The organism is Saccharothrix sp. BKS2 (assembly GCF_047689505.1).
Lineage (GTDB): Bacteria > Actinomycetota > Actinomycetes > Mycobacteriales > Pseudonocardiaceae > Actinosynnema > Actinosynnema lopnurensis.
The window spans coordinates 1-22,333 of record NZ_JAUQOL010000014.1; the positions used below are offsets into that span (position 1 = coordinate 1).

Annotated in this window: 23 protein-coding genes; all 23 read right to left on the bottom strand. The window is 73.7% G+C overall.

From position 1 onward, the window contains the following. Window positions 1-29 precede the first annotated feature (29 nt). The 23 genes from Q5530_RS27625 to allB all read right to left on the bottom strand — a co-directional run bounded on the left by Q5530_RS27625 (window position 30) and on the right by allB (window position 22,257). A complete protein-coding gene (locus tag Q5530_RS27625; RefSeq protein ID WP_415365731.1) occupies window positions 30-1,538 on the bottom strand; it encodes a YifB family Mg chelatase-like AAA ATPase in 1,509 nt (502 codons plus the stop codon). Then, window positions 1,538-1,891 carry a YraN family protein gene (locus tag Q5530_RS27630; protein WP_415365732.1) on the bottom strand — a complete coding sequence of 118 codons (354 nt, stop codon included), beginning with the start codon at window positions 1,889-1,891 and terminating at the stop codon, window positions 1,538-1,540. Before Q5530_RS27630 ends, Q5530_RS27625 begins: the two co-directional genes overlap by 1 nt. Before the next feature lie 358 nt (window positions 1,892-2,249). Next, on the bottom strand, window positions 2,250-2,573 hold the full coding sequence (locus Q5530_RS27635) for a DUF2469 domain-containing protein (protein ID WP_015104440.1): 324 nt from the start codon (window positions 2,571-2,573) through the stop codon (window positions 2,250-2,252). Beyond that, window positions 2,573-3,322 carry a ribonuclease HII gene (locus Q5530_RS27640; RefSeq protein ID WP_415365976.1) on the bottom strand — a complete coding sequence of 250 codons (750 nt, stop codon included), beginning with the start codon at window positions 3,320-3,322 and terminating at the stop codon, window positions 2,573-2,575. The genes Q5530_RS27635 and Q5530_RS27640 overlap by 1 nt, the downstream gene beginning before the upstream one ends. Before the next feature lie 54 nt (window positions 3,323-3,376). After that, a complete protein-coding gene (lepB, locus tag Q5530_RS27645) occupies window positions 3,377-4,279 on the bottom strand; it encodes a signal peptidase I (protein ID WP_415365733.1) in 903 nt (300 codons plus the stop codon). A gap of 16 nt (window positions 4,280-4,295) precedes the next feature. Then, window positions 4,296-5,198 (bottom strand): signal peptidase I, encoded by a 903-nt coding sequence (gene lepB, locus Q5530_RS27650; RefSeq protein WP_415365735.1) that lies wholly within the window; start codon window positions 5,196-5,198, stop codon window positions 4,296-4,298. 34 nt (window positions 5,199-5,232) lie between these two features. Continuing rightward, window positions 5,233-5,592, bottom strand: a complete 360-nt coding sequence (gene rplS, locus Q5530_RS27655) for a 50S ribosomal protein L19 (protein WP_380633257.1) — start codon at window positions 5,590-5,592, stop codon at window positions 5,233-5,235. 148 nt (window positions 5,593-5,740) lie between these two features. After that, window positions 5,741-6,493, bottom strand: coding sequence for a tRNA (guanosine(37)-N1)-methyltransferase TrmD (trmD, locus tag Q5530_RS27660; RefSeq protein ID WP_415365736.1), 753 nt, complete (start codon window positions 6,491-6,493; stop codon window positions 5,741-5,743). Continuing rightward, the gene (gene rimM / locus Q5530_RS27665; RefSeq protein ID WP_380633260.1) at window positions 6,483-7,001 is read right to left on the bottom strand and encodes a ribosome maturation factor RimM; all 519 of its coding nucleotides are present in this window, start codon (window positions 6,999-7,001) and stop codon (window positions 6,483-6,485) included. The genes trmD and rimM overlap by 11 nt, the downstream gene beginning before the upstream one ends. An 8-nt stretch (window positions 7,002-7,009) precedes the next feature. Continuing rightward, window positions 7,010-7,249: an RNA-binding protein gene (locus tag Q5530_RS27670; protein WP_015104447.1), complete on the bottom strand. Its 240-nt coding sequence runs from the start codon at window positions 7,247-7,249 to the stop codon at window positions 7,010-7,012. Continuing rightward, window positions 7,246-7,698 (bottom strand): 30S ribosomal protein S16, encoded by a 453-nt coding sequence (rpsP, locus tag Q5530_RS27675; RefSeq protein WP_380633262.1) that lies wholly within the window; start codon window positions 7,696-7,698, stop codon window positions 7,246-7,248. The genes Q5530_RS27670 and rpsP overlap by 4 nt, the downstream gene beginning before the upstream one ends. Window positions 7,699-7,851: 153 nt before the next feature. Beyond that, complete coding sequence (locus tag Q5530_RS27680; RefSeq protein WP_415365737.1) at window positions 7,852-8,607, bottom strand: LamB/YcsF family protein; 756 nt, start codon at window positions 8,605-8,607, stop codon at window positions 7,852-7,854. Further along, window positions 8,604-9,386, bottom strand: coding sequence for a lysostaphin resistance A-like protein (locus Q5530_RS27685; RefSeq protein ID WP_415365738.1), 783 nt, complete (start codon window positions 9,384-9,386; stop codon window positions 8,604-8,606). Before Q5530_RS27685 ends, Q5530_RS27680 begins: the two co-directional genes overlap by 4 nt. A gap of 9 nt (window positions 9,387-9,395) precedes the next feature. After that, window positions 9,396-10,106: a lysostaphin resistance A-like protein gene (locus Q5530_RS27690; protein ID WP_415365739.1), complete on the bottom strand. Its 711-nt coding sequence runs from the start codon at window positions 10,104-10,106 to the stop codon at window positions 9,396-9,398. Window positions 10,107-10,303: 197 nt separating this feature from the next. Next, window positions 10,304-11,383, bottom strand: a complete 1,080-nt coding sequence (locus tag Q5530_RS27695; RefSeq protein ID WP_415365740.1) for an amidohydrolase family protein — start codon at window positions 11,381-11,383, stop codon at window positions 10,304-10,306. Beyond that, window positions 11,380-12,939: a signal recognition particle protein gene (gene ffh, locus Q5530_RS27700; protein WP_415365741.1), complete on the bottom strand. Its 1,560-nt coding sequence runs from the start codon at window positions 12,937-12,939 to the stop codon at window positions 11,380-11,382. Before ffh ends, Q5530_RS27695 begins: the two co-directional genes overlap by 4 nt. 58 nt (window positions 12,940-12,997) lie before the next feature. Then, window positions 12,998-13,543 carry an AAA family ATPase gene (locus tag Q5530_RS27705; RefSeq protein WP_415365742.1) on the bottom strand — a complete coding sequence of 182 codons (546 nt, stop codon included), beginning with the start codon at window positions 13,541-13,543 and terminating at the stop codon, window positions 12,998-13,000. Window positions 13,544-13,888: 345 nt separating this feature from the next. Next, on the bottom strand, window positions 13,889-16,258 hold the full coding sequence (locus tag Q5530_RS27710; RefSeq protein WP_415365743.1) for a [protein-PII] uridylyltransferase: 2,370 nt from the start codon (window positions 16,256-16,258) through the stop codon (window positions 13,889-13,891). A 19-nt stretch (window positions 16,259-16,277) separates the two neighbouring features. Beyond that, on the bottom strand, window positions 16,278-16,616 hold the full coding sequence (locus Q5530_RS27715; protein ID WP_344035194.1) for a P-II family nitrogen regulator: 339 nt from the start codon (window positions 16,614-16,616) through the stop codon (window positions 16,278-16,280). Further along, window positions 16,613-17,956, bottom strand: a complete 1,344-nt coding sequence (locus tag Q5530_RS27720) for an ammonium transporter (protein WP_415365744.1) — start codon at window positions 17,954-17,956, stop codon at window positions 16,613-16,615. Before Q5530_RS27720 ends, Q5530_RS27715 begins: the two co-directional genes overlap by 4 nt. A 367-nt stretch (window positions 17,957-18,323) precedes the next feature. Then, on the bottom strand, window positions 18,324-19,850 hold the full coding sequence (locus tag Q5530_RS27725) for an alpha/beta fold hydrolase (protein WP_415365745.1): 1,527 nt from the start codon (window positions 19,848-19,850) through the stop codon (window positions 18,324-18,326). A 113-nt stretch (window positions 19,851-19,963) separates the two neighbouring features. After that, the gene (alc, locus tag Q5530_RS27730) at window positions 19,964-20,965 is read right to left on the bottom strand and encodes an allantoicase (RefSeq protein ID WP_415365746.1); all 1,002 of its coding nucleotides are present in this window, start codon (window positions 20,963-20,965) and stop codon (window positions 19,964-19,966) included. Then, the gene (gene allB / locus Q5530_RS27735) at window positions 20,962-22,257 is read right to left on the bottom strand and encodes an allantoinase AllB (protein WP_415365747.1); all 1,296 of its coding nucleotides are present in this window, start codon (window positions 22,255-22,257) and stop codon (window positions 20,962-20,964) included. The genes alc and allB overlap by 4 nt, the downstream gene beginning before the upstream one ends. Window positions 22,258-22,333: the final 76 nt, after the last annotated feature.

Genomic DNA, 22,333 nt, shown 5'->3' on the forward strand with positions numbered 1-22,333 from the left:
GGGGGGTTGCCTGGAGGTTCGGTGGGTGGTCATGACTTCCTCCGCTCGCGGAACTCCAGGGCGGCTGCCACGTGGTCCGCGGTGGGGTGGCTCTCCTCCGACAGGTCGGCCAGGGTCCAGGCCACGCGGAGGCAGCGGTCGGCGCCCCGGCCCGTCAGGCTGCCCCTGGACAGGGCCCGGTCGAGGATGGATGTCGTGGGGCGGGGCAGGGCGAACTCCCTGCGCAGGGCCGGGCCGGGGACCTCGGCGTTGGTGAGCCAGCCGTGGTCGGCCCAGCGTTCCGCCGCCCTGGTCCTTGCCTTGTGGACCCTCGCGCGGACCGCCGCTGTGGGTTCCGGTGGCACGTCCACGGCGCCCATCGCGGTCAGGGGGCGCATCGGCACCCGCAGGTCGACCCGGTCCAGGAGCGGGCCGGAGAGCCTGGCCCGGTAGCGGCGGCGGGCTGCCGGCGGGCAGACGCAGTCGATCTCCTTCGGTGGCGCGCACGGGCAGGGGTTGGTGGCCATCACCAACTGGAAGCGCGCCGGGTAGCGGGCTATGCCGTCGCGCCTGGCCAGGCGCACCTCGCCCTCCTCCAGGACCGTGCGCAGCGCCTCCAGCTTCGCGGCGCCGAACTCGCACGCCTCGTCCAGGAACAGCACGCCCCGGTGGGCCCGGCTCACCGCTCCCGGTTTGGCCAGGCCCGCCCCGCCCCCGACCAGGGCCGCCGGGGAGGTGGAGTGGTGCAGGGAGATGAACGGCGGGGTGGAGACCAGCGGGGTCTCCGGGGTGAGCAGGCCGGCGATCGAGTGGACCGCGGTCACGCCCAGGGCCTCCTCCGGGGACAGCGGCGGGAGCAGGCCGGCCAGCCGCTGGGCCAGCATGGTCTTGCCGGTGCCCGGCGGGCCGGTGAGCAGGACGTGGTGACCGCCCGCCGCCGCCACTTCGAGGGCCCACCTCGCCTCCGGTTGCCCGATGACGTCGGCCAGGTCCGGGCCCGGCGGTGGCTCGATCGCCTCGGGCACGCCCGCCACCGGCAGGCAACCCTGGTTCGCGAGCCAGGCCAGCACCTCGGTGAGGGTCTCCGCCCCGTGCACGGCCAGGCCGGACACCAGGCCCGCCTCCGGTAGGCACGGGGTGGGGACGACGACGCGGGTGAGGTTCGCCCGGCGGGCGGCCAGCAGGGCGGGGAGCACTCCCCTGATGGCGCGGACGCGGCCGTCCAGGGCCAGTTCGCCCAGCAGGACCGTGCCGGCCAGGGCCTCGCCCGGGATGACCCTCGCCGCCGCCAGCACCACGCAGGCGATGGCCAGGTCGTAGCCCGAGCCGTTCTTCGGCAGGGTGGCCGGGGACAGGCCCAGGGTCACGCGCTGGCTCGGCCAGGCGTGGCCGCTGTTGCGCACGGCCGCCTTGACGCGGTCCTTCGACTCGTGCAGGGCGGCGTCCGGCAGGCCCAGCAGCTGGGTGTTCACCACGCCCACGCCCACGTCGGCCTCGATCTCGACGGGGACGCCGTCCACACCGAACAGGGCGACCGACCACGCTCGCGCGAGCGCCATCACACACCCCGCACGTGGCGCAGGTGGACCCGCCCGGTGGGCGGCCACTCGATGGCGACCACGTCGTAGCGGACCTCCACGCGGCCGATCCGCTGCACGGCCAGCCAGCGCAGGGCCGCCCGGCGGACGCGGGCCAGCTTGGTCTCCCCCACCGCCTCCAGCGGCGCGCCCCGGGATGTGCCGGAGCGGCACTTGACCTCGACCACCACCAGGCGGTCGCCGTCGGTGGCGATGATGTCCAGTTCGCCCTCGGGGCAGCGCCAGTTGCGCGCCAGGACGGACAGGCCCTGCCCCTCCAGGTAGCGGCAGGCCGCTTCCTCACCCCGTTTGCCCAGCTCCGTCGCGGTGCTCATGGTTCCTCCCCGGTTGTCGGTCGTGGGATCGACCTTGCCGGGGTGGGTGGGGGTGGGCCATGGGGGATTCGTGAACTGTGGACAACTCGCGGTGGGGGTGATGGATAAACCGGAATTGTCGGGGTGGTGGGGTAATGGGGCGCAACGCCGGAACGCGCCAGAGCGGTGGTAACGGGCCAGAGCAGCGGGCCGGGGTGGTGGATCGGGAGAGGGCGGGCAGGGGTGAGGTGGTGGAGATGCGACGGACTGGCGCAAATGCGGCAGAACCGGCCGGGGCGAACCGGCCGGACCACCGCGAACACGCCTCAACGCCGCGCAGGGGCCCACCGAACGGCGGACCCCTGCGACGTGACCGGTGTCAGGAGTTGAACGGACCGTCCTCGGGCAAGCGGAGGTCGGGCTTGTCCAGCTCCTCGACGTTGACGTCCTTGAAGGTGATGACCCGGACGTTCTTCACGAACCGGGCCGGGCGGTACATGTCCCAGACCCAGGCGTCGGACATCCGCACCTCGAAGTAGACCTCGCCGTCCGCGTTGCGGACCTGCACGTCCACCGAGTTGGCCAGGTAGAACCGCCGCTCGGTCTCCACGACGAACGAGAACTGGCTGACGATGTCGCGGTACTCCTTGTACAGCGACAGCTCCATCTCGGTCTCGTACTTCTCGAGATCCTCTGCACTCATTACGCCTCCGCGCGGGTGTTCATCTGATCCGCGCCCCTCCTCGTCGCGAGCCTGCCACCGCCGGACCGCGGGGGTGCTCCATTCTGGACCACACCGGCGGTCACGGCGCCGCGCGCCACCGGGTGCGGCGGCTCCAGCCCGTGCTTGCGAGCCGCAGCCGCCACATTCGCATACGACCAGCGGTGTTGCGCACTCGGCCCGTGCTCCAGCAGCGCCGCCGTGTGGTCGGCGGTGCTGTAACCCTTGTGCACGTCGAACCCGTAGACCGGCAATTCCCCGTGCAGCTCCGCCATGATCCGGTCGCGCGTCACCTTGGCCAGCACCGACGCGGCGGCCACGCACGCGGCCACCCGGTCGCCCTTGACCACCGGCACGTTCGGCGCGGTGAGCCCAGGCACGGGGAAGCCGTCGGTCAGCACGTACCCGGGATGTGCACCCAATCGGGCGACAGCCCGGCGCATCCCCTCGATGTTCGCCACGTGCACGCCGATGAGGTCGACCTCCGCGGCGGGGACCACGATCACCGAGTAGTCCAGCGCCCGGTCCAGCAGCAGGTCGTACATCCGGTCGCGGGCGGGCGCGGTGAGGAGCTTGGAGTCGGTCAGGCCCTCGAACCTCGCCGCGTCACCGGTCCTGAGCACGCACGACGCCACGACCAGGGGGCCCGCGCAGGCACCGCGGCCGGCCTCGTCCACGCCCGCGACGGGACCGAGGCCGCGCCGGTCCAGCGCGGCCTGGAAGGCCCACATGCCCGCGGCCTGCCGAACCTGCGCGCGGGGCGGCTTGCGGATCACCCCCCGACCCTATCCCAGCCCGGAGCGCCTCAGCCGCGCCCTCACCCGCCTGCCGACCAGCAGGACGGGCCACGCGGCCGCCAGGCCCGCACCGGCCGGCAGGGCGTCCTGCCACTCGGGCGCGCCGAGCACGACCGCCTGCGGGTCGTGGTCGCCCACGCCCTGCCAGCGCGACGGCGGCAGCACGACCACCCGCGCCTTGCCCACCACGTTGTCCACCGGCACCAGCCCGGCCTCGCCGCCACCGCCCTGGCACCGCGAGTCGCACGAGTCGTTGCGGTTGTCGCCCAGCACGAACAGGAACCCTTCAGGTACCCTGACCTCGGCGAACGACTCCTGCGCGGTGCTGCGGCCGGGCGCCCGGTACACGTACGGCTCGTCCAGCGGCCGGCCGTCCACCAGCACGCGGTTCTGGTCGTCGCAGCACTTCACGGTCTGCCCGCCGACCGCGACGACCCGCTTGACGAAGTCCTCCTCGTTCGCCGTGGGGAACCCCAGCAGCGAACCCGCGAACCGGACCGCCCTGGACACCGGGTCGGTGGGCTCCGGGGCGGTGAACTCCTGGTTGATCCAGCTGTCCGGCCCGTGGAAGACCACCACGTCACCCGGCTCGGGCTCGGTGAAGTCGTAGGTGAGCTTGTCGACCAGCACGCGGTCGCCGAAGCACTCGCCCGTGCAGCCGTGCAGCGTCTGCTCCATCGACTCCGACGGGATCATGTAGACCTTCGCCAGGAACGCCTGGATCAGCACCGCCAGCAGGACCGCCACACCGACGAGGATGGGCAGCTCCTTCCAGAAGGAGCCCTTCTTCGCGGCCTTGCGGCGGGTGCTCGCGCGCCAGCGCTCGACCTTCTCCTCGTGCTCGGGGTCCTCCCCGTCGGAGGGACCCCGGCCCGGTGCGACGTCTACCACCCGCCCAGCGTACCGATCAGGGCTGTGTGGCCCTGGTCAACCGCCTGCGCACCTTCCGGGTGAAGAACAGGAGCGGCCACGCCGCGGCCAGCCCCGCGCCCGCCGGGACGGCGCTCTGCCACGCGGGCGCGCCGATCGCCGCGGCCTGCGCGTTGTGGTCGCCGATGCCCTGCCAGCGCGACGGCGGCAGCACGATCACGCGCGCCTTGCCGATCACGTTGTCCTCGGGCACGGTGCCCGCCAGGCCGCCACCGCCCTGCTTGCGGGAGTCGGTGGAGTTGGTGCGGTTGTCACCCATCACCCAGAGCTGGCCCTCGGGCACCTCGACCGGCGCGAACGGCTCGTGGTTCTCGGGCGAGGTGCCGGGCTGCCAGTAGACGTACGGCTCGTCCAGCGGCTTGCCGTCGACCTTGACCCGGTGCTGGTCGTCGCAGCACTCCACGGTCTGCCCGCCGACGGCGATGACCCGCTTGACGAAGTCGCGCTCGTTCGGCGGCGCCAGGCCGACCAGGGACGCCACCGAGTGCAGCCCCCGGACCACCGGGTTGGCCGACTCCTCGGTGGTGAAGTCGTTCTGGCCCCACGACTCGGGGCCGCGGAACACCACGACCTCGCCCGGCTCGATGTCGGTGAAGTCGTAGACCAGCTTGTCCACCAGCACCCGGTCGTTGTTGCAGCCGGGACAGCCGTGGAGGGTCTCCTCCATCGACTGCGACGGGATCACGTACACCCGCGCCAGGAAGGTCTGGATCAGGACGGTGAGCACGAGGGCCGTCGCGCCGAGCACGAGGAGCTCGCGCCACAGCGGCGGCTTCTTCTTGCCCTCCGCGGTCTTGCCTCCCGCAGCCGCGTCCGGAGTGGACTCGACTGCGGGATCCTGACCGTCTTCGTCAGCGGAGCGGTGCACGGGATCTGCCACGTGGGCAGGCTACTGGTTCCGCGTGAACCTGCCGTCAGGAGGCCGGCTTGGGGTCGCGCTTCTCGCGGATCTTGGCCGCCTTGCCGCGCAGCTCGCGCAGGTAGTACAGCTTCGCCCGGCGGACGTCGCCGCGGGTGGCGACCTCGACCTCGGCGATGTTCGGGGAGTGCACCGGGAAGGTGCGCTCGACGCCGACACCGAAGGAGACCTTGCGGACGGTGAAGGTCTCGCGGATGCCACCGCCCTGGCGGCGGATCACGACGCCCTGGAACACCTGGACCCGCTCGCGGGAGCCCTCGATGACGCGGACGTGGACCTTCAGCGTGTCGCCCGGCCGGAAGTCCGGGATGTCGGAGCGCAGCGACTGGGCGTCAAGAGCGTCCAGGGTGTTCATCGGTGGTCCGTCCTCGTCCTCACGTGTATTGCGTACTCCCCCGGGGCGCGGTCCAGCCAACGTTTTCACACGCGCGGGGGCGGGCTCGGCGCACGCCGGATGAGTGAACCGGGTGCAGCAACCTGTCCAGTGTGCCAGACGCGGCCGGTCAGGACGAAATCGCCCCTGACCTGAGCTCGTCGAGCAGCTTGCGGTCGTGCTTGTCCAGGGCTTCGTCGGGCAGCGCGTCGACCAGCTCGGGGCGGCGCTCCCAGGTGCGGCGCAGCGCCTGGTCACGACGCCAGCGGTCGATCAGCCGGTGGTTGCCCGAGCGCAGCACCTCCGGCACGGCCAGCTCGCGCCAGACCTCCGGGCGGGTGTAGCTGGGGCCCTCCAGCAGGCCGTCGGAGAACGAGTCCTCGGCGGCGGAGCGCGGGTTGCCCAGCACGCCGGGCAGCAGCCGGGCCACGGCCTCGACCACGACCAGCACCGCCACCTCGCCGCCGACCAGCACGTAGTCGCCGATGGAGACCTCGTCCACGCGCATCCGGCGGGACGCGTCGTCGACCACCCGCTGGTCGATGCCCTCGTACCGCCCGCAGGCGAACACCAGGTGCTCCTCGCCGGCCAGCTCGCGGGCCATCGCCTGGGTGAAGGGCCGCCCGGCGGGCGTGGGCACGACCAGCCGGGTCCGCTCGGTGCAGACGGCGTCCAGCGCCGCGCCCCACACCTGCGGCTTCATCACCATGCCGGGACCACCGCCGTACGGGCTGTCGTCCACGGCCTTGTGCACGTCGTGCGTCCAGTCGCGCAGGTCGTGCACGCCGACCGAGATCAGGCCCCGGTCGACCGCCTTGCCGAGCAGCGCGGCCCGCAGCGGGTCGAGGTACTCGGGGAAGATCGTGACGACGTCAACGCGCATCGAGCAGGCCCTCGGGGGGGTCGAGCACCACCCGGCCGCCCGCGACGTCGACCGCGGGGACGATCTCCCGGACGAACGGGACCAGGGTCTCGTCGCCGGTCTCGCGCACGATCACCAGCAGCTCGCCCCCCGGCCCGTGCACGATCTCGCGGACGGTGCCGACGCGCGTGCCGTCGGCCAGCTCGGCGACCAGGCCCTCCAGCTCGTGGTCGTAGAACTCGTCCGGGTCGCCGGTGGGCGGCAGGTCCTCCGTCCCGGCCAGCAGCAGCGTGCCGCGCAACGTCTCGGCGACGTCGCGGGTCAGGACCTCCGCGAAACGCACCAGCAGCCGCCCGGAGTGGTTCCGGGCGGCTGCGACGGTGAGGTTGCGGGACGTCCCGTCACGCAGTTTGGCGGCCAGCACCGAGCCCGGCGCGAACCGGGTCTCGGGCAGGTCGGTGCGCAGGTCGACGGCCAGTTCGCCGCCGATGCCGTGCGCCTTGGCCACGCGGCCGACGACGACGTCCATCAGCGCGCTCAGCGATCGGTGTCGACCACGTCGACCCGCACGCCGCGACCGCCGATACCGGCCATCACGGTGCGCAGCGCGGTCGCGGTGCGGCCGGACCGGCCGATCACCTTGCCGAGGTCGTCCGGGTGGACGTGGACCTCCAGCGTGCGCCCGCGCCGGGTCGTGACCAGGTTGACCCGGACGTCGTCCGGGTGGTCGACGATGCCCCGAACGAGGTGTTCGAGGGCGTCAGCCAACAAGCTCACGCCTCGTCCTTGGCGGCCTCGGCGGCGGGCTCGGCGTCCGCCTTCTTCGCGTCGTCCCGCTTGGCGGACTTCTTCTTCGGCGTGGTGGCCTCGGTCGTCGGCGCGTCACCGGCGGCGGCCAGCGCCGCGGCGAACAGGTCCGCCTTGTTCGGCTTCGGCTCCTTGACCTTCAGCGTGCCCTCGGCGCCCGGCAGGCCCTTGAACTTCTGCCAGTCACCGGTGATCTCCAGCAGGCGCTGCACCGGCTCGGTCGGCAGCGCGCCGACGCCCAGCCAGTACTGCGCCCGATCGGTGTTGACCTCGATCAGCGAGGGCTCGTCCTTCGGGTGGTACTTGCCGATCGTCTCGATGGCCTTGCCGCTGCGGCGGGTGCGGGCGTCGGCGACGACGATGCGGTAGTACGGCTGACGGATCTTGCCAAGCCGCTGAAGCTTGATCTTGACGGCCACGGGTGTGGGTGCTCCTCGTGCTCTGATGTGCGTCAGGTTGGGCAGTCCTCACCCGAGTGGGGCACGGGTGGTGAAAGCCCAGGTGTCTGGGGCGCCACGGCACGGTGAGAGGGACCGACCTCGGCGAACAACCGTCAATTGTGCCAGACGACCCTAGCCGGCGGCGAACCGGCCCACCGGTGTGCCGCGCGACTCCAGTTCGGCGCGGATCCGCCGGGCGTGCTCGACCGCCCCCGGCGTGTCGCCGTGGACGCAGACGGACTCGACCTCGGCCCGCACGACGGTGCCGTCGACGGCCACCAGCTCGCCGTGCTCGGCCAGCCTGAGCACCTGCGCCAGGACGGCGTCCGTGCCGCTCAGGACGGCGCCGGGCGACCGGCGGGGCACGAGCGCGCCCTCCGGGGTGTAGGCGCGGTCCGCGAACGCCTCGCGCACGGGGCGCAGGCCGGCCCGCTCGGCGTGGTGCAGCAGCCGGGAGCCGGGCAGGCCCAGGACCGGCAGGTCCCCGAACGCCCGCACGCCGTCCACCACGGCCCGCGCCTGCTCCTCGTGGCGCACGGTGGCGTTGTAGAGCGCGCCGTGCGGCTTGACGTAGGACACCCGGGTGCCCGCCGCGCGGGCGCACGCGTCGAGCGCGCCCACCTGGTACAGCACCTCGTCGGCCAGCTCGGCCGGGTCGACGTCGATGAAGCGGCGGCCGAAGCCGGCCAGGTCGCGGTAGGACACCTGGGCGCCGACGGCCACGCCGCGCGCGGCGGCCGACCGGCACACCCGCCGCATGGTCGACGGGTCGCCCGCGTGGAAGCCGCAGGCCACGTTCGCGCTGGTGACGACGTCCAGCAGGGCGTCGTCGTCGCCCAGGCGCCAGATGCCGAAGCCCTCGCCCAGGTCGCTGTTCAGGTCGATCACGCGGGCATCACCCCGACGGAGACGAGCAGGAGGGTCAGGCCGGGCAGGAAGTTGTTGATCACGTGCGCGACCACGCTGGCGGTCAGCCCGCGGGTGATCAGCCTGGCGATGCCGATCGGGATCGCGATGACGATCAGCAGCGAGGTGCGCAGGGGCTCCAGGTGGCTGGCGGCGAAGATCAGGGTGGTCAGCGTGAACGCCGCCCAGCGGCTCCAGCGCTGCCGCTCGATCGCGCCCCAGAGCAGGCCGCGGTAGATGATCTCCTCGCAGACCGGGCCCAGGAAGCAGACGTAGCAGAACATCACCACGGCGGCCGTCACCGGCAGGCCCGCGCCGTCCACCAGCTCGCCGATGGCCGAGGTCGCGTTGTCGTCGCCCACCAGCCGCGACCAGACCACCGCGGCGACGTAGGTCATGACCAGGCCGAGCGCGCCCAGCTTCAGGCCGATCTTGACGTCGTCGCGGTTCCAGTCCAGGCGCAGGTCCTGCCACGGGCCGTTGCCGCGCACGTAGGTGACGACCACGGCGGCGGTCGCCGCGAGGACGGTGGGCACCATCGAGCCGACCAGGATGAACGCCACCGACGAGCCGAGGTCCGTGCCCGAGGTGCGGGCCAGCGCCGTGATGAACACGGCGCTGAGGATGAAGATCGCCTCGACCAGCAGGAAGGCGCCGAAGCCCCAGCGCTGGCCGGCGCGCTCCGGCGCCGGTTCCCGCCCGACCGCGCGGACGCTCGCGATCAGTCCCGTCGGGGGTTCGTCCGGTGGTTCCACAGCCATCCACCCTAGTCAGCCGGTGTACAGGTACACGGCGGGCAGCAGGTTGTTCGTCGCGTGGGCCACCACGCTGGACGCTGCCCGTCCGGTGATCATCCGGGCCGCGCCGATGGCGAGCCCCTGGGCGAAGAGGCCGAGCATCCGCCAGCTCTCCTCGTGGAGGAAGGCGAAGACCAGGGCGGTGAGGGCCAGGATCACGCCTTTCGGGATCCGGTGGTGCGCCAGGGCGTGCCACAGCGCGCCCCGGGTGAGCAGCTCCTCGGTCAGCGGCGCGCCGAGGAAGACGAACAGGGCGGCGGCGGCCAGCCAGACCGTGCGCCCGCCCGACAGCGCCCCGATCCGCTCCACCGAGGTGGTCGGGTCGGGGTTGATGCGCAGCAGGATCGTGCCCAGCAGCCAGGCGGCCAGCAGCGCCGCGCCGCCCATGGCCAGGCCCACCCTGAGATCGCGGGCGGTGGGCCACAGGCCGAAGTCGCGGTTCGGGCCGCGGCCCAGGCGCCACGACACCACGGCCGGCCCGAGGCCGAGCAGGACGTTGGGCAGGAAGATCAGCAGCAGCAGCGGGCCGAGCACCGGCGGGTCGGTGACGTCCACCTCGGCGAAGCGGTCGGCGGTCGCGGCGGTGAGGACCAGGGTGGCGAGGTAGTAGCCGCCCAGGCCGGTGAAGAACGCCAGGAACGCCCAGTGCCCGCGCCCGGTGTCCTGGATGTCCTGTTCCGCCACTCGTCCGAAATTACTGGTCCAGGGGCAGGAGGTGCCGCCCGAGTTCGGTCAAGATCACCCTGACGGCGGCACGCGCTCGTTCGGGGTGCCCACGCGAGCGGGAAGAATTCCACCGGAAGTGCGGTTTCGCCGGACGGTCGGCACCCGGCCGGAACCCGGTCGACCACGGCGGGCGACAGGGCCGGTCACCCGACCGTTCAGACGTGGATCCGACCCCGCAGCACCACCAGGCTCGGCCGGCGCAGCACGGCGAGGTCCTCGCGCGGGTCCGACCCGTAGACCACGACGTCGGCCGCGGCGCCCTCGGTGAGCGAGGGGAAGCCCAGCCACTCGCGGGCCGCCCAGGAGGCCGCGCCCAGGGCCCGCTCGGTCGTCATGCCGACCCGGTGCAGCGCCTCGACCTCGTCGGCGATCCGGCCGTGCGCGATGCCGCCGCCCGCGTCGGTGCCCGCGAACACCGGCACCCCCGCCTCCACGGCCTTGGCCACGGTTCGGGAAACGCGCGCGTGCAGGTCCCGCATGTGGGCCTGGTAGGCCGGGAACCGGTCCGCGCCCCCCGCGATCGACGGGAAGTTCTCCACCACGTTGATCAGCGTGGGCACCAGGGCGGTGCCGTTGCGCGCCATCAGCTCGATCGTGTCGTCGGTCAGGCCGGTGCCGTGCTCGATGCAGTCGATGCCCGCGGCGAGCAGCGCCGGGAGGGCGTCCTCGCCGAACACGTGCGCGGTGACCCGGGCCTTGCCCTCGTGGGCGACCTTGATCGCCTCGGTGAGCACGTCCTCGGTCCACAGCGGCGCCAGGTCGCCGGTGTCCCGGTCGATCCAGTCGCCGACGAGCTTGACCCAGCCGTCGCCGTCGGCGACCTGCTCGGCCACCGCGGCGGGCAGGTCGGCCGGGTCCTCCAGCTCGTGGCCCAGGTACCGGAGGTAGCGCTTGGGCCGGGCCAGGTGGCGGCCCGCCCGCAGGACGCGCGGCAGGTCCAGGCGCTCCTGGAGCGGCCGGGTGTCCAGGGGTGAGCCGCAGTCGCGCAGCAGCAGTGCGCCCGCGTCCCGGTTGGCCAGCGCCTGGTCCACGGCCTCGGGCAGGTCGACCGCGCCGCGCGGCCCGAGGCCGACGTGGCAGTGCGCGTCCACCAGGCCGGGCACGAGGTAGCCGCCGTCGGACACCGTGGTCGCGCCGGGCACCGGGCGGGTGCGGATGCGGCCGTTGACCACCCAGAGGTCGCGCGGCGCGCCGCCCTCGGGCAGCACCACGCCCCGCAGGTGCAGACCGGTCACTTGCCGAACTTCAACTTCGAGGGGTCGAAGCCGGGCGGGAGCTGGTCGAGCCCGCCGAGACCGGGCGGGAGCTCGGGCGCGCCGCCGGGGGGCACCATGCCGGGCGGCATCATCCCCGGGGGCATCATCCCGGGCACCATGCCGGGGAAGCCGCCGCGCACCTTCGGCGGCGTCGGGCCGCGCCCCTTGCCCTTCTTCCCCTTCTTGCCCTTGCCCTTGCGGTTGTTCCGGTTGCCGGCGCCGCCCGGCAGGCCGAACCGGCCCGCCATCTGGCTCATCATCTTGCGCGCCTCGAAGAAGCGGTTGACCAGGTCGTTGACGTCGCTGACCTTGACGCCCGAGCCGTTGGCGATGCGCAGCCGGCGGGAGGCGTTGATCATCTTGGGGTCGTCGCGCTCGGCCGGGGTCATGCCGCGGATGATCGCCTGGACCCGGTCGAGGTGCTTCTCGTCGAAGTTGGCGAGCTGGTCCTTCATCTGGTTCGCGCCGGGCAGCATCCCCAGCAGGTTCGCGATGGGCCCCATCTTGCGCAGGGCCAGCATCTGCTCCAGGAAGTCCTCCAGGGTCAGCTGGCCGGAGCCGAGCTTGACCGCGGCGGCCTCGGCCTGCTCGGCGTCGAACGCCTGCTCGGCCTGCTCGATGAGGGTGAGCATGTCACCCATGCCGAGGATGCGGCTCGCCATCCGGTCCGGGTGGAAGACGTCGAAGTCCTCCAGCTTCTCGCCGTTGGAGGCGAACAGGATCGGCCGGCCGGTGACCTCGCGGACGCTGAGCGCGGCGCCGCCGCGGGCGTCGCCGTCGAGCTTGGTGAGCACCACGCCGGTGAAGCCCACGCCGTCGCTGAACGCGGTGGCCGTGTTGACCGCGTCCTGACCGATCATCGCGTCGACCACGAACAGCACCTCGTCGGGCTGCACGGCGGCGCGGATGTCGATCGCCTGGCGCATCATCTCCTCGTCGACGCCCAGGCGGCCCGCGGTGTCGACTACGACGACGTCGTGCTGGGCCCGCTTGGCCTCCTCGACGCCGCGGCGGGACACGGCGACCGGGTCGCCGACGCCGTTGCCGGGCTCCGGCGCGAACACGGGCACGCCCGCTCGCTGGCCGACCACCTGGAGCTGGGTCACCGCGTTGGGGCGCTGGAGGTCGCACGCCACGAGCAGCGGCGTGTGGCCCTGGGCCTTGAGCCAGCGGGCGAGCTTGCCGGCCAGGGTCGTCTTGCCCGCGCCCTGGAGGCCGGCGAGCATGATCACCGTCGGCGGGGTCTTGGCCAGGTTCAGCCGGCGGGTCTCACCGCCGAGGATGCCGACGAGCTCCTCGTTGACGATCTTGATGACCTGCTGGGCCGGGTTCAGCGCCTGCGAGACCTCGGAGCCCTTGGCCCGCTCCTTGATGCTGGCGATGAACGAGCGCACCACGGGGAGCGCGACGTCGGCCTCCAGCAGCGCGACCCGGATCTCGCGCGCGGTGGCGTCGATGTCGGCGTCGGAGAGCCGCCCCTTGCCCCGCAGGTTCTGCAGGACCGAGGTGAGCCGGTCGGAGAGGGTGTTGAACACGGTGCCGCCAGACCTCGCACGTCGGATTCCGCCACTGGTCACCCGCCAGGGTAGCCGCTCACCCTTCGGCCACGGAAAGCCGCAGGCGGTCACGGCGGGTGAGCACGCTCAGGCCCTGCCAGCCGCGCGGCGGGGGGCCCGAGGTGAAGCGGGCGCGCAGCCGGGCGGCGCGGCGCACGTGCCGGGTGAACGACCGGGAGTTCAGCAGCCTGCCCCGCTCCACCTGGCCCGCCAGGGCCTCCTCGGGGCTCGCGTCGAGCCAGACGAAGTGCCGGGGCCGGTGGGTGAGCAGGCCGACCGCGACCAGGCCGGCCCGGGTGGTGGGGCGGGTGGACGGCTCGTGCACCAGCAGCAGGCTGCGGGAGGCGGTGATCGCGTACCAGAGGATGCGGCCGCGGTGCACGAGGTGCACCAGCGGGCGGTAGAAGCGGTAGGGGACGGCTTTCGGGAACAGCGCGACGAGGCGGTTCCGGACCTGGTCGGAGTCCAGCACGACCGCGGGCGCGCCGCCGGTGTCGGCGGCGGCGAGCAGCGTCGTCTTGCCCGCTCCGGGCAGGCCGGCCAGCACGACGAGGGAGCGCGGCCCCACGGCGACAGCGGTCATCGCATCCATACTAAAAAGACGTTTCGGACGCCGCCGAGTTCCGCGCCGACGCTTTCCGTGATCCACGTCCCGCGCGACCGGGTTCGCGCGGGGTGCTCCGGGAGCGGCCCAACCCCTCGATGAGCCGCTCCCGGACCACCCGGTGACGACACCCCCCGCCCCCCGGGGAGGAACCCCCACGTCGTCACGGCACCAAGCCTGCCCTGCCGGCGGGGTACCCGGCAGCGTGAGCACCCGCGGGGGTTGTGCGTAGACCTACGCAACCCACCCGGCGAAGACCCACCCGACGAGGACCCGGCGGGCGGTTCACCGGAGTGGTTCACCGGGTCGGTCCACCGGGACGGTTCACCGGGCGGCGAGCACCACCGCGCGTTCGACCTCCCGCCGGCGGGTCGCGTCCAGGCCGTCCGCCGCGGCGAGCGCGAAGGAGTCCACGACCGTGGAGCCCAGCGTGGACACCCGCGCCCACACCACGTCCACCCCGCACCGCTCCAGGGCGTCGGCGACGCGGTGCAGCAGCCCGATCCGGTCGGCCGCCCGCAGCTCCAGCACCACCGCGCCGGTCGACTCGTCGTCGAACCACAGCACCCTCGGCGGCGGCGGGTCCTGCGGCGGCCCGCCGTAGTCGCGCTCCTTGGCGGCGAGCTTGTCGGCCAGCGCCAGCGAGCCGTCCACGGCCCTGGTCAGCTGCTCGCGCAGCAGGGTCACGTCCGGCAGCGAGCCGAACCGCGGCGAGACGGTGAACACGTCCACCGCCGCCGCCCCGGTGGCGGGGTCGCCGTAGGAGCGCAGCGCGGCCGCGTGCACCTCCAGCGAGTTCAGCGCCAGCACCCCGGCGGCCCGGGACAGCAGGCCGGGGCGGTCCGGCGCGACGACCGTGACGACCGCGGTGCCGCCGCCGGCGTCCAGCAGCACGTCGGGCCGGCCGGCGGCGACCACCGCCAGGGCCAGGTCCCGCTGCCGCTGGTCGAGCGGTTCCGGCGCGGGCAGGGGGTCGCCCGCCATCGCGGTCCGGCAGCGGCCGACCAGGTCGTTGACCAGCGACGCCTTCCAGTCGGTCCACACGCCCGGACCGGTGGCCAGGGCGTCGGCCTCGGCCAGCGCGTGCAGCAGCTCCAGCAGCACCGGGTCGCCGCCGAGCGTCTCCACCACGCGGCGCACGGTCGCCTCGTCCTCCACGTCCCGGCGGGTCGCGGTGTGCGGCAGCAGCAGGTGGTGGCGCACCAGCGCGGTGAGCGTCGCCACGTCCTGCGGCCACAGCCCGAGGCGTTCGGCGATCTGCGTGGTCAGCGCCGCGCCGACCTCGGAGTGGTCGGCCTGCCTGCCCTTGCCGATGTCGTGCACCAGGGCGCCGAGCAGCAGCAGGTCCGGGCGCGAGACCCGGGTGACCAGCCGGGCGGCGTGCGCCGTGGCCTGCACGAGGTGGCGGTCCACGGTCCAGGTGTGGGCGGCGTCGCGCGGCGGCAGGTCGCGCACCGCGCCCCACTCCGGGAACAGCCGGCCCCACAGCCCGGTGCGGTCCAGCGCCTCCACCACGTCGATCAGGCCGGTGCCGCTGCCCAGCAGCGCCAGCAGCTCGTCGCGGGCCTCCCGGGGCCACGGCTGCCGCAGCTCGGGCGCGGAGTCGGCGAGCTTGGCCAGGGTGCCCGGGGCGATCGGGTGCTTGCTGCGCGCGGCGGCCGTGGCCACCCTGAGCAGCAGCGCCGGGTCGCGGCCGGGCACGGCGTCGCGGGCCAGCGCCACCTCGGCGCCGTGCAGCACGACGCCCTCGTCCAGCGGCCGCCGGGCGGGCGCGCGCCGCAGCGGGGACCGCGCGAACACGCCCAGCCCGCGCTTGGGCACCGCGGCCCGCGCCGTGCGCGTGGCCACGTCCACCGCGTACACGACGGTGCGCGCGGCCGACGACAGCGCCCGCGCCAGGGCGAAGCGGTCCGGCAGGCCCAGGGCCGCGGCCACCTCGTCGCCGTCCTGCGCGCGCAGCACGTCGCGCGGCCGGCCGGCCACCCGGCGCAGCTCCGTGCGCACGTCCAGCAGCAGCTTGCGCGCCTCCTCGACCTCCGCCGACGGCCGGTCGGTCAGCTGCGCGGCGCTCAACGCGTCCAGCAGCGTCACGTCGCGCAGCCCGCCGCGGCCGTGCTTGAGGTCGGGTTCCACGCGGTGCGCGATCTCGCCGCTGCGGGCCCACCGCCGCGAGGCCGACTCCGCCATCTCGTCCAGCCTGCCGCGCACGCCGGAGCGCCACGCCTGGCGCGCGTTGTCGCCCAGGCGCCCGCTGACCTCCTGGTCGCCCGCGAGGTGCCGGACGTCCAGCAGCCCCAGCGCGGTGCGCAGGTCGGACGCCGCGACGCGCAGCGCCTCGCCGACCGTGCGCACCGAGTGGTCGAGGCCGATGCCGGAGTTCCACAGCGGGTACCACAGCTTCTCGGCCACCGCGTCCACGCCCTTGTGCCCGTTGTGCACCAGGACGAGGTCGAGATCGGAGTAGGGCACCAGCTCACGCCTGCCCAGGCCACCCACGGCGGCCAGCGCGACCCCGCTGCCCGGCCCGCCCACACCCGCCTGCGCGGCGTGCGCGGTGAGCCAGAACTCGTGCAGGTCCACCAGCGCCTCGCGCAGCGACTCCCCCGTCAAACGGCGCCGACCCGGCGCGAGCAGCCGATCGCGTGCCCGCACCAGGTCGTCCGCCGTGACGACGGCCGTTCCGGTGTCGTCCATCCGGCCGTCTCCCCTTCCCCTACAGGGCGTCCGAGCCGCGCTCCCCGGTCCGGACCCGGATGACCGTGTCGACGGGGGTCACCCAGACCTTCCCGTCACCGATCTTGCCGGTGCGCGCGGCCTCCACGACGGCGTCGAGGACCTTGTCCACGGCCGCGTCGTCGATCAGCACCTCGATGCGCAGCTTGGGCACGAAGTCCACGGCGTACTCGGCGCCGCGGTAGACCTCGGTGTGACCCTTCTGCCTGCCGTAGCCCTGGACCTCGCTGACGGTCATGCCCAGCACGCCCAACTGCTCCAGCGACGCCTTCACGTCGTCCAGGGTGAAGGGCTTGATGATCGCGGTGACCAGCTTCATGACTTGTTGCTCCCCTCGAGGACAGCGGTGGCGCCGGCGGCGACGCTGGGCTTGCCCGCGCCGCGGGTGCCCAGGCCGCTGCCGAACTCGTAGGCGGTCTCCGCGTGCTCGGCCTCGTCGATGCCGCCGATCTCGGACTCCTCGTCGGCCCGGAAGCCGACGGTGACCTTGACCAGGTAGCCGAGCAGCAGGCTGAGCACGAAGGAGTAGGCGAGCACCGCGATCGCGCCCACGGCCTGGCGCCACAGCTGGTCGACGCCGCCGCCGTAGAAGAGGCCGTTGACGCCCGCCGGGGCGGCGTCGCTGGCGAAGAGGCCGATCAGCAGGGTGCCGGACAGGCCGCCGACCAGGTGCACGCCGACCACGTCGAGCGAGTCGTCGAAGCCGAAGCGGTACTTGAGGCTGACCGCCAGGGCGCACAGCGCGCCGGTGATCGCGCCGATCGCGATGGCGCCGAGCGGGGTGACCGACGAGCAGGCCGGGGTGATGGCGACCAGGCCCGCGACGATGCCGGAGGCGGCGCCGAGGGTGGTGGCGTTGCCGTCGCGGACGCGCTCCACCAGCAGCCAGCCGAGCATCGCGGCGGAGGTGGCGACCAGGGTGTTGACGAAGGTGACACCGGCGGTGGCGTTGGCGGCGACGGCGGAGCCCGCGTTGAAGCCGAACCAGCCGAACCACAGCAGCCCGGCGCCCAGGACGACCAGCGGGAGGCTGTGCGGCTTCATCCGGTCCTTCGGCCAACCGACGCGCTTGCCGAGGACCAGCGCCAGGGCCAGGCCCGCCGCGCCGGCGTTGATGTGCACCGCGGTGCCGCCGGCGAAGTCGATGGCGGCCAGCTGGTTGGCGATCCAGCCGCCCGGGTCGACGACGTTGCCCGCCTCGTCCTTGCCGTCGAAGTCGAAGACCCAGTGGGCGACCGGGAAGTAGACGATGATCGACCACAGGCCCGCGAACAGCAACCAGGGGCCGAAGCGGGCGCGGTCGGCGATCGCGCCCGAGATCAGCGCCACGGTGATGATGGCGAACATCGCCTGGAACGCGACGAACACCGTGGCCGGCAGCGTGCCGGACAGCGCGTCGGGCCCGAGCAGGCCGTCCAGGCCGAAGAACTCGAAGGGCGCGCCCAGCAGGCCGCCGCCGACGTCCTTGCCGAACGCCATCGAGTAGCCGACGAGCACCCAGAGCACACCGACCACGCCGATGGCACCCAGGCTCATCATCATCATGTTGAGCACACTCTTGGACCGGACCATGCCCCCGTAGAAGAAGGCGAGGCCCGGGGTCATCAACAGCACCAGCGCGGCACTGGTGAGCACCCAGGCGGTGTCCCCTGTATCCACTGTCGACCTCCACTGCACGTCGGTTGCAGGGAGCATCGATACGTCCTGTTTCACGCGGTTGCGCCGAAGGTTTCGCGGCGGTGAACTGTCCGGGCCCCGGTGTTACGGCCGCGTTTCGCGCGCTTGAAGGGAACGGTTCCGCCGGTGACCAGTCCGCTCCACCGTGGAATTTCCGGTGACGGATCGTGCGAGGACCCCTCGCTCCCGGGGTGAACCCCCCACCTCCGCCGGTGGCCTCCGCGACGGTGGGTCATGACCGCGCCGGTCGGGCCCGCCGGGCGCGGGTGGGCCGATCGGCGCACCCGCGACGGCACGAGCCGCCCTCGCCGAGGGGCGGCGGGGGCGGCTCGTGGACCCGGGCGCGGGGCTAGCCGAGCCAGCCCGGCACGCCGGGCGCCGGACCCGCCGGGAGCGGCCGCGCGTCGAGCGGCGCGACCGGCTCGGCCGGGGGTTCGACGCCGGGGCAGCGGGCGCCGTCGCGCGGCGTCCTGAGGTTGATCAGGTAGTCGTCCACGGCACCCGTGGTGCAGTCGCTGCGGCCGTAGACGCCGTGGCCCCAGCCCTCGTAGGTGAGCAGCACGGTGGTGTCGCGGCTCTGCCGGTGGGCGTTGGCCGCCCACGCGTACGGGGTGGACGGGTCGTGCAGGGCGTTGGTCATGAGGATCTTGGGCGCGTGGTCGATCCGCAGCCGGTGCTGCGGGTTGTTCACCCGCTCCGGCAGGCCGACGCAGCCCGTCGTCGCGCTGTGGCCCAGGGCCGAGCCGCGCATGTGCGGCGCGAGCCGGTTGTTCCGCTCGACCAGCGCGGAGAGCTCGCGGTGGTCCTTCACGCGGATCGCCCAGTCCTGGCAGAACACCGCGGGGAACGGGTTGTGCGCGGTCTCCTCGGCGGCGAGCGCCGAGGCGGCGGGGGCGCCCGCGCGCAGGTCGACGACCAGCTGGGCGAGGAAGGTCCAGTCCGGGCCGTAGAACGCGCTGAGCGCGATGCGGCTGATCTGCTGGGCGGTCACCTTCAGGCTCGGGTCGCCCGGCTGGCCGATCTCGCCGCGGTCGGCGCGGGCCAGCAGGTCGTCCCAGACCGCGGCCACGTCCTGGCCGTGCAGCGCGCACGACGGGGTGCGGTCGCACCACTCCACGAACTCGTGGAAGGAGTCCTCGGCGCCCACGGCCTCGGTCTCGTTGAACCGCCGGGTGCCGAGGCTGTGGTCCATGTTCGAGTCGAGCACCATGGCGCGGATGTCGCGGCCGAACTCCTCGGCGTACTGCTGGCCGATGAGCGTGCCGTAGGAGATGCCGTAGTAGCTGATCTTCCGCTCGCCGAGGGCCTTGCGCAGCGCGTCGACGTCCTTGACCACGGACAGGGTGTCGGCGTGGTCGTAGATCGGACCGGAGCGCTCGCGGCAGTCGGCGGCCAGCTCGCGGTTGTGGGCGGCCAGCGCGCGGAACCCGGCCTCGTCGGCGGGGTAGGCCGAGGGGGCCGCCCGCAGCAGCTCCAGCGAGCAGCGCACCGGTTGGCTGCGGGCCACGCCGCGCGGGTCGAAGCCGACGACGTCGAAGCGCTCCAGCACGGCCGGGCTGAAGTACCGGTCGGCGCCGAGCGCGAAGTCCACCCCCGAACCGCCCGGTCCGCCGGGGTTGACCACCAGCACCCCGACGCGCTTGGCCGGGTCGGTCGCGGGTCGGCGGGCCACGGCGAGGTCGAACCGCTCGCCGCGCGGGCGCGCCCAGTCGATCGGCAGGCTGAGCGCGCCGCACTCCACCTCGGCCGGTTCCTCGCACGGCGCCCACTCGACGCGTGCCGTGCCCGGCGGGTCCGCGAACGCGGGCGTCGCCGTCCCCAGGACGAGCGCGCAGGCGGCGGCAGCGCCGCCCAGCGCTCGGATGCTCGATCGCACAGGTTCCTCCCTAGTTCCTGTCACCCAATAGGGTGATCGCAGGCTGTCAGGGGCGTTGTGCGTCTCACAAGCAACTCAAGTCGTAGGCAAAATCAGCCCGAAGGCTGACAACGTCAGGACCCCCGGGTAACTGCCTGGTAGCGCTGGGTGAGCCCGTGCAGTCCCGCCGGGGTCAGTGCGCCGATCAGGCGAAGGCGGGCCATGCCGCCGTCCGGGTGGATGTCGAGCCTCGCGTGGGTGACCTCCTCGCCCCGCTCCACGCGGAAGCGGTGGCGGGTGTCGGGCTGCAACCGGGTCAGGGGCAGCAGGTCGACCCACCCGCCGTCGCCGCGCCGGCCCCGCACCGAGGCCCAGCCCGGCGCGTTGCCCTTGAAGTGGGTGGTGTCCAGCTCCGCCAGGCGGACCACGCCGGCCGCGGCGAGCGCGATCTCCACCCAGTCGTTGCCGTCGTCCCGGCGCCGCGCGGTCTCCCAGCCCTCCCCCATCACCCGCGCCTGACCGGGCGCGATCAGGTTGGCCGGCGAGCCGTAGAACATGTCGCTGCACCCGGTGACCGACGCGCCGTTCTCCAGCGCCGCCAGGTCCAGCGCCTCCGGGAGCACCAGCTCCGGGTCGACCACCGGCTCACCGTGCACGCGCAGCCGCGCCACCCCGCCGTCCGGGTGGATGGTCAGGCGGACGTGGGTCCAGCGGCGCCCGTCGGCCACGTCGAAGTGGTGCTTGCGGTCGCCGCCCAGGGGCGACCTCGGCACCAGGGTCTCCCAGCCGGTCAGCTCGTCCGGGGCCGGGTGGCCGCGCACGGCGGTCGCCTCCACCGAGGCGAACGGCGGGTAGTTGCCCGTGAAGAACGCCGTGTCCACCACGACGCCCCGGACCACGCCGGGCAGGCCGAGGCGCACCACCGCGTGGTCCACGCCCGGCTCCCGGCGGCGGCGCGTCTCCCACCCGTCGTAGACCTGCCCCTTGTGGCCGAACGTGTGCGGCCGGTACCCCGGCTCCGCCCGCTCGACCAGGTTCTCCCGCTCGGCGAACGACTCGTCGTTGGCCCACACCACGCCGCCGCCCACCGCCCGGCAGGCCAGGTCGGGCAGCATCGTCCAGGGTGTCCCGGTCATGCGTCTCCTCTGGTCAGCAACCGCCCGCGCGGTCGGTCGTCCACCGGCTGCCCGCGCAGCCACGTGCGCCGCACCACGCCGGACAGCGGCCGGCCGTGGTACGGGGTGACGGGGTTGCGGTGGTGCAGCGCCGCGCGGTCGACCACGAACGCCTCGTCCGGGGCGAACACGGCGAAGTCGGCGTCCGCGCCCGGCGCGATCCGGCCCTTGGCGGTCAACCCCACGAGGTCGGCCGGGTTGGTCGCCATCCACCGCACCACGTCGGTCAGCCCGTGACCGCGCCGCCGGGCCTGGGTCCAGACCGCGGGCAGGCCGAGCTGGAGGCTCGCCACCCCGCCCCACGCACTGGCGAAGTCGCCCCGCTTGAGCTCCGGCGTGCACGGCGAGTGGTCGGTCACCACCAGGTCGACCAGGCCCTCGCCCAACGCGCGCCACAGCTGCTCGCGGTTGGCCGCGTCGCGGATCGGCGGGCAGCACTTGAACTCCGTCGCGCCGTCCGCGATCTCCTCGGCGACGAACGTCAGGTAGTGCGGGCACGTCTCCGCGGTCACCGCCAGCCCGCGCCCCTTCGCCTCCCGCACCCGGTCGAGCGCCTGCCGGCTGGACACGTGCAGCACGTGCAGCCGGGCGCCGGTGCGGGCGGCCAGCTCCACCACCGAATCGACCGCCCTGGCCTCCGCGCGGTGCGGGCGTGAGTCCAGGAACGCCCGGTAGCCGGGACCGGGTTCGGTGATCTCGTGCGGGTCCTCGGCGTGCACGACGGTCAGCGCGCCCAGCGGCGCCAGCCGGTCGAGGGCCCGGCGCAGCTCGTCGGTGCTGACGTGCGGGAACTCGTCCACGCCCGAGTGCACCAGGAAGCACTTGAAGCCGAACGCGCCCGCCTCGTGCAGCGCGACCAGGTCGTCGGCGTTGTCCGGCACGATCCCGCCCCAGAACCCCACGTCCACGTGGACCCGGCCGAGCGCCGCCGCCCGCTTGACCGCCAGCGCCGCCGGCGTCGTGGTCGGCGGCAGGCTGTTCAGCGGCATGTCCACGATCGTGGTGACGCCGCCGGCCGCCGCCGCCCGGGTGGCCGTGGCGAAGCCCTCCCACTCGGCCCGCCCCGGGTCGTTGACGTGCACGTGGGTGTCCACCAGGCCGGGCAGCAGCACCTCGTCCGGCGCCAGCTCCACCACGGTGGCGGCGTCGAGGCGGTCGGCCACCGCGACCACGCGCCCGCCGGCCACGCCGACGTCGGCCGCGCGCTCGCCGTCCGGGGTGATCACTCGCGCCGCCCTCAGCACCAGGTCCATGGACCTCACCTTGGCAGCCGGGCGGGCGCGGCGGCAGCACCCCGGTGTTCCGGGATCGTGTCCGACCGGGGCGTCC